The 12,113-nt window shown below is 61.3% G+C and carries 7 protein-coding genes and 1 pseudogene; 1 reads left to right on the forward strand and 7 read right to left on the reverse strand.

Annotated features, from left to right (window positions below):
- Nucleotides 1-185 precede the first annotated feature (185 nt).
- The gene (locus AC1DPR_RS20560) at nt 186-1,835 is read left to right on the forward strand and encodes a Na/Pi cotransporter family protein (protein ID WP_113471313.1); all 1,650 of its coding nucleotides are present in this window, start codon (nt 186-188) and stop codon (nt 1,833-1,835) included.
- Nucleotides 1,836-1,917: 82 nt separating this feature from the next.
- Here AC1DPR_RS20560 and AC1DPR_RS20565 read toward each other — a convergent pair whose 3' ends face one another.
- The 7 genes and pseudogenes from AC1DPR_RS20565 to AC1DPR_RS20595 all read right to left on the reverse strand — a co-directional run bounded on the left by AC1DPR_RS20565 (nt 1,918) and on the right by AC1DPR_RS20595 (nt 11,919).
- Nucleotides 1,918-2,790: an amino acid ABC transporter substrate-binding protein gene (locus AC1DPR_RS20565; RefSeq protein WP_477817045.1), complete on the reverse strand. Its 873-nt coding sequence runs from the start codon at nt 2,788-2,790 to the stop codon at nt 1,918-1,920.
- A gap of 300 nt (nt 2,791-3,090) precedes the next feature.
- Nucleotides 3,091-4,623 (reverse strand): FAD-dependent oxidoreductase, encoded by a 1,533-nt coding sequence (locus AC1DPR_RS20570; RefSeq protein ID WP_477817046.1) that lies wholly within the window; start codon nt 4,621-4,623, stop codon nt 3,091-3,093.
- Nucleotides 4,624-5,467: 844 nt separating this feature from the next.
- Nucleotides 5,468-7,385, reverse strand: a pseudogene (locus AC1DPR_RS20575) (heavy metal translocating P-type ATPase).
- An 828-nt stretch (nt 7,386-8,213) separates the two neighbouring features.
- Nucleotides 8,214-8,342 (reverse strand): hypothetical protein, encoded by a 129-nt coding sequence (locus AC1DPR_RS20580; protein WP_018858765.1) that lies wholly within the window; start codon nt 8,340-8,342, stop codon nt 8,214-8,216.
- A gap of 383 nt (nt 8,343-8,725) precedes the next feature.
- Entirely contained in the window at nt 8,726-9,667 is a 942-nt protein-coding gene (locus AC1DPR_RS20585) for a DUF2950 domain-containing protein (RefSeq protein WP_192242133.1), read from the reverse strand.
- Nucleotides 9,668-9,689: 22 nt separating this feature from the next.
- The gene (locus AC1DPR_RS20590; protein ID WP_477817047.1) at nt 9,690-11,213 is read right to left on the reverse strand and encodes a DUF3300 domain-containing protein; all 1,524 of its coding nucleotides are present in this window, start codon (nt 11,211-11,213) and stop codon (nt 9,690-9,692) included.
- A gap of 475 nt (nt 11,214-11,688) precedes the next feature.
- Nucleotides 11,689-11,919 (reverse strand): hypothetical protein, encoded by a 231-nt coding sequence (locus tag AC1DPR_RS20595; protein ID WP_192242223.1) that lies wholly within the window; start codon nt 11,917-11,919, stop codon nt 11,689-11,691.
- Between the last annotated feature and the right edge of the window lie 194 nt (nt 11,920-12,113).

A 12,113-nucleotide genomic window follows, 5' to 3' on the forward strand; every position in this document is an offset into this window, starting at 1 on the left:
CAAGGGGGGAGGCCGGCCGCCGCGGATCAGATCCGGAAAAGATAAGCACCGAATCGAAGGCCGCGCGTTGGCTTTCCCGTGTGCTCACTCACCCAAAGGAAGGGCATTCCAAGCCCGCTTGCACGGCGAGGTTGGTCCTATTAGCTTGAAGAGATAAAGAGCGAAGCGAAGGGAGCCAAACGCCGATGTCGACAGCGGTTGCCATTCTCGGTGGAATTGGGCTCTTTCTCCTCGGCATGACCGTCATGACCGACGGCCTCAAGGCATTGGCGGGATCGGCGTTACGGACCGCCTTGGGCGCGGCAGTCGCCACGCCGCTCTCCGGCGCTTTCTGGGGCGCTGTCGTCACCTTGCTCGTCCAGTCGTCGAGCGCGGTGACGATGACGACGATCGGTCTCGTCAACGCCGGGCTCTTGACCTTCCCGCAGGGGCTTGGGCTCGTTTTCGGCGCCAATGTCGGCACAACGGGAACGGGATGGCTGGTTGCGCTGATCGGCGTGAGAGTCTCGCTCTCAGCCTACGCGCTGCCGATGATATTCATCGGAGCGCTGGCCAAGCTACTGAGCGGCGGGAGGATCGCGGCGGGGGGCAGTGCGCTTGCGGGTTTCGCGCTCATTCTTTACGGGCTGACGACACTGCAGCAGGGCATGGGGGGGCTGGCGGAGACGCTGCATCCGTCCGATCTGCCCTCGGTGCTTGGTTCTCCGGGAGTTAGCTGGGGTGCGGGTTTGTCTGGCCTCATGATGCTGATCGGCGTTGGCTTGGCGATGACGGCGGTCATGCAGTCCTCGACGGCGGCGATCGCCGTGACCATTTCCGCCTTCTACGCCGGGGCAGTGAGCCTGGAGCAAGGCGCAGCACTGATCATCGGCCAGAATATCGGGACGGCGACGAGTTCCGCCTTAGCCGCGATCGGCGCCAGCACGACGGCCAAGCGCCTCGCCCTGGCCTATGTGCTGTTCAAGATGATCGCGGCGCTTATCGCGATCATCGCCTTTCCGTTCACGACTGTACTGATGAAACGCTTCTCCGCGTCGGTCGACGGGATGACGCAGCTTGCTGCCTATCACACGGCCTATAACGTCGTAGGGGTTGCGGTGCTGCTTCCGGCGACGCAATGGTTTACCCGCGTTGTCGAGCGTATGTTGCCGTCGAGGCAGACAGCCGTTCAGCGCGCGCTTGATCCAAGCGCCCTTGCCAGTCCGGTCATCGCGATCGAGACGGTCAGGCGCGTCCTGGCGGACGTCCTCGCGATGAACACTGCCTCGGTTTCTGCTGCGCTCTCAGGCCCGACGAGGCTTGCGACCGGAGGCGTTTCGACCGGCATTGTGCTGTCGGAGATACGGGATTTTCTCTCCGAATTGAAGGAGCCGCCCGAGACTGAGGATGAGCGGTTGCGCATGACGAGCATGCTGCACGCGCTCGATCACGCTTCGCGCCTTGCGGACGTCCTGGAGGAGGGGGAACTCCCCGGCCGGCCGGTCGAAGCCGTTCTCGAACGCCGCGCGACCGAGCTATGCGCACGTGTGATGATCGCGGCCGAAGCGATTGGTCGCTCGATCACTTCTGAAACCGCCCTCAGCGCGCAGGCCGCGGCTATCGGTTGGAGCGTGTCACCCGAGGTCGCCGCGACGCTTTCGGACGCCGAACGGGCGGCAAAAGAACTCAGCGCGCTGAAGCAGGACCATCGCGCGACAACTCTTGCCTCGGTTGCACTGGGAGAGCTGGTAGCTGCAAGTGCCTTCGCGCGGATCGACGCCGCTCGACGACTCGACCGAATCGCGCATCACACCTGGCGGTTGGCTGCCCATCTTCTCGGGCGCGGCGGGCATTAGCCATCAGGATACCCCTTTGCGGTCGGTCGTTCCGCAAGGCGGTGCAGCTGCTTGTGTAATCCCTTGATTGAGGTGATTAAAATCAATCGGGAACATRCTCCATGATGATTTGCGTGTGCAGCATCGGCGCCTCGGATCCGAAATAGCCTTCCAGCAGCGGCAGAAAATCGTCCGACAGATAGAATGCCGTCAACGCACGGTCGGCCAGCAGGCGGAAGTCGGCGTCGTCGCGACGCAGCGCTATTGCATAGGGTTCATGCGTAAAGAGCCGATCACCGATCTCGAGCGACGATGAATCGCGTGCCCTCTTGGCCAGGCTGATGAGTAGCACCTGATCGGCGATATAGGCGTCGATCTTGTGATCCTCCAGCGCCTTAAGCCCGTCCTCGTGCGTTTCGAAATCGGAAAGCTTCGTCTTCGAGGCTTGGATGGCCAACGCCTCGCGCAGGGTCGTTCCAGTTGTTGTGCTTGCCCGCACCCCGATTACGCGTGTGGAGGGGACACGCTGGCTGACCGGGCGAACAGCGGGCTTCTCGAGAAAAAGAGTCTGCAGATAGTTAGGCGAATCTTTGCGGAGCAACGCGGTCGCCCCCGTCAGAAAGATTGGCTGTGAGAAGTCAACGATTTCTCGCCTCTTCAAATTGACGGTGATCGCGCCGCAAAGCAGGTCGATCTGTCCGTTTTTCACTGCATCGAAGCCGTTGGCGAGCGTCATTTCAACGTATTCGCGCTTCAGTTGCGGAACCCGATACTCTATTTCGTCGGCGATCTTGCCACACAGGTCGATGGCATATCCCGTCGGATCGGCGCCCGATTTGACGGAGGAAAAGGGCGCCTCGTCGGTAATGTAGCCGATACGCACACTGCCGCGCTGGGTGACCGTATCGAGCGTCGCAGCGCCGGCCGCGATCGCGGAAAGCCACAGGGCAACATTCGCCAGCAGAAATCGTCTCATGCACTTTGCCATGGGCATGAACCTCACCACGAAAAAAACGGCGAACTAAAAGGCGTACGCGCAGATTATGGGCAGTCAGCCATTTGTCAACTCAGGGCACCTCGCTGTCGCGGGACGGAAAAGCCCCATCTTGCACTGCAGGTCGGGCGCCTGGATCAACATGTGAAGCCGTTGGCAGCCATTACAGCGGCGCGCGTGACGCCCACGTCGGCAGCCCACACGGTGCTGCTTTATGGATCAACTCCACGGCGCTATTTTGCGACAGGAGAGATCCGGGTTGGCATAGAGCCATTACGCGCGTTATGCCTTTTTGTGTTCCATCGCCAGTTCTGCCTCGAGGCTTTCCGCATCGCGGAAGATCGTGACAACCGCCAGAACACGTCCGCCGTGCGTGAAGCGCAGGAGGCAGTCCTTCGCAGCAATGTCGCCCTCGATCTCGATCGCGTCCCATCTCTCGGCGTGTCCGACATAATTGATCGGGATGTCGTAATGCTGGCTCCAGAAAAACGGCACATCCGTGAACTCCTTCCGGCGTCCGAGCATGTTCAGCGCAGCGGTAGCACCCTGCCGCTCGGCCACGACCCAATGCTCAACTCTGATGTTCTCGCCGCTGTGGGGGTCGGGCCACCGCGCGATATCGCCGGCCGCATATATCCCCGGCGCGCTGGTCTCCAGATAGGCATCGACCAGGACACCTCGATCGATGGTAAGCCCCGCTCTTTCGGCGAGATCGACCCGCGGGCGCACGCCGATGCCGGCAACGACCAGGTCGGCAGTCAGCGTGCTGCCGCTCGTCAGCAAAACCTCGCTGGCGCCGATGCTCGCAGCGGTATCTTTCAAATGGAAGACGACACCATGTTCATCATGCAGGGCGCGGATGAAGTCGCCCATCTGGGGACCTAGCACCCGTTCCATCGGCCGTTCCTCAGGCGCCACGACATGCACTTCGACACCGCGGGTCCGAAGCGCGGCAGCGACCTCGAGGCCGATGAAGCTGGCGCCCAGCACGACAGCGCGCCGCGCCGCGCCGCTCTGCGCGATGATCGCGCGACTGTCGGCAAACGAGCGCAGTGTGTGGACATGAGGCTGGTCGGCACCCGGTATGCTGAGGCGCACCGGTTCCGCGCCGGTCGCTAGCAGCAATTTGTCGAAGGCGACCCGGCCGCCATCGGCGAGCACGACCTCTCTGGCGCGGACATCAATGTCGGCAACCTTCGTTCCGAGGCGTACCTCGATGCCGTTCTTGGCATAAAAGCCTTCCGTGCGCAGTGGGATCCAGTCTTCGGGAGCCTTGCCCGCAAGATAGTCCTTCGAGAGGTTGGGGCGGTCGACCGGCAACGCCTCGTCGTCGCTGATCATGACGATGGCGCCCTGATATTGTTCGCGCCGCAGTCTTTCGGCTGCGGCAAAAGCCGCCGCGCCACCGCCGACGATGACGATTCTTTCCGGCAAGACCTCGGCATTGCTATCGCGCGAGGCTTGCGACGATTTCTTGCGTTTATCGCCAACAAAAATCCTATCGCCGCGCTGCTCGACCGACCAGCACGTGAGCGGCGACAGGGCCGGTGCGCGCAGGGCCTCTCCGGTTCGCAGGTCGAAGCAGGCATGATGCCAGGGGCAACGAACACTGTCGTCGACAACCAGGCCGTCGACCAGCGGTCCGCCATAGTGCGAACAGGTGGCGGCAACGGCAAATATCTCTGCTCTACGACGCACGAGAAGCACGGGCTCGCCGTCTTTGTGACCAACCAGCTTGCCTCCATCGGGAAGGTTGTCGAGTGCTATTCCGAGGGCGAGATCGGGTCCCTTCGGATCTGAGCGGCTATCGGTCATTTTCTCCTCCGTCAAAAGGCAGCTGCCGGTATCGCCTGCTGCGAGGAGGTTGCCCAGGCAGCTCCCTTAAATTCTCGGGCTATTCTGCCCTTTAGGTAAGTGAATATGGCTCGAAGTAAACGTCGCCAAATACATCTGGAGTCGCTTTCGCTGTTTCCAATGATGCCGCGTTCGGAACAGGTGGCCCGCTTGTTTCGCACCTTGACCCAGCGCAAGCTTGAGGACCCCAGGGAGGGCAGCGATTATCTACAAAGCTGTCCAGCGCGACATGGCGGTGGAGTTTTCGGACTCGCCATCAAATCGCTGCGCCTTGGGCGCCGCGCCAGTTCGTCGCGCGAGGGTGCAGCGAATTTCCTCGGATTGTGCTTGTCGAGCTTAAAATGAGGTTGTCTGGATAGAACGCAACCGCCTCGGGCAACGCTCTCCTTGTGACAGTCTAGGGGCGTTGTGGTGCAAAAGCGCGGAGCCTTCCATAATGAGATATCTACAGGAAAAACTGACATCCAAACGAAACGACGGCAATGGCCAATGGCATCGTTAGCATGGCGATGCTTTGCCAGTCGGTTTGATGTCCATAGTCTCGCGCTTCCGAGTTCATTCCAGCTACCCCCTCATGGAAGCAGCCTACCCGACTTAGTGGCCGTGTCGTCTCAAAATAAGTTTCTGGTTGTAATATTCGCGGCAGATCGAGACCGCGTTCGGCGCTCAGCCTAAACCTTTCTGACATCTTGCAATTTGAGGCTTTCAATGACGGGCTTCCGGTCCCTCAAAGGTATTGCCGCGTGCATCGCCGATGCAGATCGGCGTCGAGACACCATATGCGTCTCAGCTAGGGAGAGGCTAGTCATTGAGAGGCACCGTAGCGTTCTGCCTGGGATTGGAGCTCGACAGGGTTAACCCGTGTGCCCACTGCCGACACGTTTCTTGGTGTTATTCGCAGCGCGCACAAGGCGTTCAGGATGACCGCAACATCGATTGCCTCCTGAAGGAGCGCGCCCTGGACTGGCGTGAGGTAGCCAAGGGCTGCGGCAACCATTCCGGCCATGGAAAGACCGATGCCCGCGAAGACGCTTTCGAGCGCGATCCCGCGTGATCGCTTAGCCACTTCTAGCCCCGAAACGAGCCGACCGAGGTCGTCAACCAGCAGAACAACGCTAGCAGCCTCGGCGGAGGCGGCCGCCCCCCGTGCTCCCATTGCTACGCCGATATCGGCGGCCGCCAATGCGGGAGCGTCGTTGACGCCGTCGCCCACCATCATCACCGGCCCGTTCTTGCGTTCGGTCAGCACCAGAAGAACTTTCTGGTCGGGCGTCAGGTCGGCGCGGACGGCATCAAGCCCGAGCCCTTCAGTAACGGCCTCGGCGACGGCGTGACGGTCGCCTGTGGCAAGCACAATCCGTCTAATGCCACTGCGGCGGATGCCGGAAAGGAAGCCTGCCGTTTCCCGGCGCAACGGGTCGGACAGGACCAGATTTCCCGCGAGCTGGCCGTCCACCGCGACCGCGACCAGCACAGAGCCCGCTTCGGATTCCTGATCCGGAGCCCGCGATCTGCCAATCTTGCTGATCACGAAATCTGTCCCGCCCACGACGACGGATCGGCCGTCCACCTGAGCCGCGACCCCGTCTCCTGGAACTTCCTCGATATGCGTCGGTATTGGCAGGGGCATGCCCTGCGCGCGTGCCGAGGCAACGATCGCCTGTGCCATGGGGTGCTTCGATGCCTGATCGGCTGCCGCAGCCAAGCGAAGCACTTCACCCGGCTGCAAGTCGGCATAAGTGTCGACCGACACAATCTGCGGACGGCCGTCCGTCAGTGTGCCGGTCTTGTCGAGGATCAATGTTTGGGCCTGCGTGAGTGCCTCGAGGGCCCTCGCGCCCTTGATCAGCACGCCAAAGTGCGTTGCCCTCGATAGGCCCGCGACCAGCGCGACCGGCACCGCAAGGATCAGAGGGCAGGGTGTGGCTACGACCAGCACGGCTACGGCCCGGATTGGGTCATCGGTCATCCACCACGCGGCAGCGGCAAGCGTGACCGTAACGACGAGGAACAGGATCGAATAGCGATCTGCCAGTCGAGACATCGGCGCCTTCGACCGCTGCGCCTCCTCGACCAGACGGACGATTCCTGCATAGGTGCTCTCCGCAGCGCGGCGGCTTGCGCGCAGATCGAAGGCATCACCCACCCACATTGGTCGAGCCGCTCATCGCCTCTTGCCCGTGCATCAGTCTCACAGGCATCGATTCACCTGTCATGGCTGACTGGTCGACGACCGCGCGCGCGCTCTCGACAGTTCCGTCGACAGGCGCGACGTCCCCTTGCCGAATGAGGAGAAGGTCGCCGGGTGCGATTTGGTTGAGTAACACCTCTTCCAACGCGCCGTCGCGGTATCGGGCGGCGGTGCGTGGAATGCGTGAGAGGAGGTCTTGCATGTTACGGCGGGCACGGCCTTCGGCAAAGCTCTCGAGGAATGTGCCTCCAGTGTACATCAGCGCGACGACGGCCGCGGCGAGCGTCTCACCGAAGACAAGCGCGGCCGACATGGACAGAGCCGCCACGATGTCGAGGCCGACCTCGCCTCTCCAGAGGCTTCGGACAATCTCGATGATTAGGACGGCAAGGACAGGAACGACCCCGGCGACCCAGACCATTTCGGCGAGATCAACATTTCCGGCAAGCCTCAGGCTGGCCCCACCCGTAAGGCCGGTAAGGGCAACAGCCAGAATGGCAATCTTGAACCTGTCTCTGCCTTGCCCGCTCATCTCGCCTTCGGTTCACTGGTTTATGTTACCCCGGCTCAGGGCGCCCGGAATTGTGCCCGAGCGTTTGTCGCAGTTCTCATCGCCGTTGATGAGGAGTGCGTCCAGGCCGACTTTAGGGGGCATTGAGGCGCCCTCCAAGTGTTCTTGACCACCAGCACACTCACTCGTCCAAGCATCATCCAGCCTGCTGTCACCACGGTCATGCCGACGAGGCATTCAGCGGCCGCGACGAGCCGAGGAGGCCATCTGTATGCGAGAGCCCCCAGATCGACAGTCGCCGGAGGTCACATAGCGGCTTCGACGTGCAGCCAAATGACACGCGGATGTAACCGAACTACAGAGGCTTCAAGCACATGTCGATCGCGGGTCGGAAGCAGCCGAAATCGAAGCCCTCCTGAAAATGCCGAGGCCGCGGCTATTGTCGCGGCCTGGCTGTAGAACAGAGAAGCGCAAGGCTCGACGGGGTTCTGCGGGGCCCTGAGTTAACCCTGCTCACAGAGGGACTGCGAACAAGTTTCAGAATAACCTATTGGGGCGAAGGGCAGGATGCCTCCGTTTGAGGGGGAGGGCTAGTCATTCGGTGGGAGGCGCAAAGGATGAGGCCCGCAGGGGTGTGCACGGACCTCGGAACACTATCACAGGAAGTGGCCGCATTTTCTGGCCGGGGTCATAAAAGCACAGCCGACCATCGATCGCACGTACGCCAATGTTGGTAACTGGCGCTACAGCTGGTAGGAACTGTTTCGAGAGTTCTGAGAGGCGTAGGCGTTGCGGCCGAGTTCACCCCTTGGGTGTCTCCCGATCAGGCAAGATCTTCGTCTGACAAGACTAGAAAGTGGTTTCCTGCACCAACCACCAGACAGGAAGAAATGCCAACGCGATCGCTGCCAGCCAGACCGAGGCGAACTTGATCAGGTACTGCCGTCTCGCTTTGGCTTCGTTCCACTCGTAGTACATCGCCAACTCCCAACTTTAGCCTGTTGTTACTGGAGCATTGCTTTAACGGCGAGTCGAGTGCGGAACTGCAACACTCGTGATCTCGCTTGGGGGGCGGTTTCCAAAATCGGGTCCGTGAACCCTATTCCTGACGCCGCGAGGTGGTTCGTCGCGCCTGGCGGCTACGGAATTTGCAGCAGTGGCGAACATCGCCCAGATGTCGTCTGAGAAGTCTCAATTTAGGCGCCAATCGCAGCGCCGCTCGCGCCTGGCAACTCGTAGCCATAGACGGACGAAAGGAATGCAGGCTTGTCTTTCCCAGTCACAGGCGGCAAAGGACGCATCGCATTCGAATTTTGTCCGAACGTTGCGAAATGACTCCCATCGGCGGGGCGGTGCCAAAATCAGTTGGGTACGATGTCCCATTTTTCGTCAGGGTTGAAGCGCGTCATTTTCGCGACCGCCGCGGCGGTGTTGGTGCCGAGATCGCGTTCGTAGACGACGCCCTTCTCGCTCACCAGGAACGTCTTCACTCCCGTCTCACCGTATTTGACGGGCCATCCGACGAGCGCGAACCCGACGATCATGTTGCCGTTGATTATGTAGCTGTAGTCGCCACCGGCTATGTTGGCGCCCTGGCCCTTCAGGATCCGAAAACGGTAGCCGAAATAGCCATCCCCGGCCTTCGCACGCTCGAGAGCGGCCTGTTCGACGAAGGCTCCGGCGGGACTGTCTGAGTCTCCCTGGTTGGGGGGCCAGTAAAGGCCGTCTGTCTTGCCAGGGCTACTTATAAGGTTCTGTGCATATTCGAGAACGCCGTCGCCGTCGTGATCGGCCGAAGCGTATTCTTGCTGCGCGTCGACGTAGTTGCGCATGGTGTCGATCGCTTGCAGTTCATTCTCGCCGATCCGCCTGTCGAGGATCTCCTCGAAGCCCGCCTTGGTATCGAAGGCCCATTTGCCATCACCACGTTTCGCGAGCGGGAAGGGGAGCGGCCAAAGCTTGTCGCCGATCTCGACGATCTTCTTGCCGTCCCGGTCCTCCACGACCACCTGCTTTGCGGCGCCCTCGCGGATTTGCCGGTAGGTGTTCATGGCATCCTCGTTGGCCTTTAGCTTGGCCGCGTCGATGCCGAGCAGCGCAGCAAGACCATCGACGTCGCCGGACGACAGCGCTGCCTTCAGCTTGTCGACCGCCGCAATCGGGTCGTCGAATTGCGGCGCCGGAGTTGAGGCCGTGAAGTTGTCGAACGGCGTATCCTGGGCGAGCACCGGTACAGTTCCGCAAAGAACGGTCGTTGTTGCAAGAACGGCCCAGAGGCCTGCAGACTTGAAGAACGTGTTCATCGTTTTTCTCCCCAAAGGTCGCTCAACGTCTGCCGCCACCGCGTCCGCCACCGCCACCGCGGCCGCCGCCGCCTCGAGGCATTTGCCTACCGCCGCCACCGCGGCTCATCTGCTGCCGTCCGCCACCGCCACGGCTCATCTGCGACCGTCCACCCCCACCGCGCTGAATGTTGGAACGGTTGGGCGAGCGCTGGACGTTGGAACGGTTGGGGCGCTGGGCGTTGGCGCGGCTCTGCGCTCCACGCCTCGAAGCGTCGACCTGACCGCGCTTCGACGAGACGTTGCCGAGTGCGTTTGCGCGGCCGCGGTTGTCCGCCTTGCCGGCGAGCTTACCGTTCGCGGGCCGCTGGCCGGCCGCCGGCCGGTTTCCGCCACCGGGGCGATTTACGCCCGCGCCGGCGCCTGGCCGATTTCCTGCCGCTGGCCGGTTGGCGACCCCGCCGCCGGGGCGGTTGAGGCCGGCTTGCCCAGCGTTACCGCCGCGGTTCTTCAGACCCTCCGCGGTGCTTCTGCGCACGTCGGCTGCGCGGTCCGCCCGGTTGGCGACGCCAGCGCCGCGCTCACGGTTGATCTCGGAGGCGCGATTGCGCAGGTTGTTGGCGCCATTGGCCTGGAGATTGTTTCGGATAGTGTTTCGGTCGACGTTCGCCAACTGACTTCTGTCGATGTTGAGCTTGCTGCGGTCGACGTTCTTCCAGTCGACGTCGTTCCACTTAACCTTGCCGTTGAAATTGCGGTTGTTGAAACAGTTGTTGCAATCGACGTCGATGTCGCCGCCCCAGTTGCCGCCCCAAACGCCCCAGTTGTCCCAGTTGACCGCGGCCGCCCAGGCAACGCCCGTCACGGCTGCGGCGAAGAAGGCAGCACCGGGATACCAATAGTTCGAATAGGGCTGGTCGTAGTAGCTAATAGGCTGGTAGGCGTAGCCCGGCTCGTAGAGCATCTCCGGCGGATATTTCGGGATGTAGACTTTCTCGGGGTCGGTCGGCCGGATGACAACGTTGTCGCCCTCGTTGACGATCGTGATCTTGTCGTCCGTCTTGATCGCGCCCTTGGCCACCGCTTGGTCGCGCAGCTGTTGAATGGCCACAAGGACGTCCTTCTGCTGATAGGTGATCGCCTGTCCGAGCGTCTGTGTCCATTCCAGGTCGTCGTTCATCATCTTGACGACCTCAGGATAGTTGAGAAGAGAGATGATACTGCCATCCCAAGTCTCCTTGGGCTTAAGCTTGTCATCAGTCTTCTTCGTTTCAAGGAACCGGTTCGCCTCGACGATCTGCAGCGGAAACAGCGAGCTAGCCGTGATCAGTGCCACGAGGTCATCCGGATAAAGTGCGATGCGCGCGACAAGCGTCTCGAGTTCGTCCTCCGTCAAGGCCTGAGGCGCCGCTGCTGTTTCGGCGGTACTCGGTGCCGGCGCGGCGGCTGAAGCAGAAGCGGGTGCGGGCGCTGGCTGCTGCGCGTAGGCAGTCGGTAGCTCTGTCGGAATGACGAGCCAGGACACCGCCGCCAGCCAAGTTGCACACCAAGCAAGAAACCTTGTCATGATCGCACCTTTTCTTTCTTTGGTGGAAGACGGATCACCGTCTCCACTGGACGTCTGGGCAGCCTCGCTTGCACCCGCAGAAAATGCAGCCGCCGGTCGAGCGAAAAATACTTGCGGATGCGGAGGCCCCTCGCAACTCCATGAAGACAGGCTAGCAGCAATCAGCCCCGGCCGCACGTACGTTACGGTAAATTACGGGAGCCGATCTATGCCCGTCATGGCTGTCCAATGTGGAGAATTGCTGTCGACGTGCAGTTGGAATGCAAATTCATGCCGATCGTGCGAAATAGCGCGCTCGTGATCGCCGGACGAGCTAGTCAGATCGGGTTGATCAAGCAGTCACGGGCGCTACGATGAACTGTCATGTGTCACAGCGATCTAAGTCATCGCTGATGGGCGCGGAAACGGAAGTTGAACAGCGCCGAATGTTCGAACCACGGTGGCCCGCCTTCTTGTGAGGCCACGGGAGGTGAGATCAGCTATCGCCGCTACTCAAACGGCCGCGCAGATCCTCAGCAAGGAACTTTTGGTTTTCGAGCAGACGCTCATAGAGAACGAGCATCTCCGGCGTAATGTCCTCCCAGGACCCACCAGCGAATCTGGCCTGATGCTGCACCTCGCCCGTTTGGATCCGGGAAATGCGTTGCGAGAGATCTTCTATCATCGCGGCGCATTCTGCGAGGCGCTCGACGATCGTCGCGCCCATGTCTCCCTCCATGAAACATGCATGCTGCTGAACTGAACAACGAGCGCTGCCGAAATGCAAGCGGCTATCGGGTTGGTTCCCAACCCCGTCGTGTATTGGGACATGGTCCAATCCTGGGCCGGACTTTGTCTTGAAATGGCCGACCGGGCGTGGGGAAGCCACTGAAGCCAGAGACCGCTTTGACCCCAAGGCGA

The organism is Rhizobium sp. 01T417 (genome assembly GCF_056398905.1).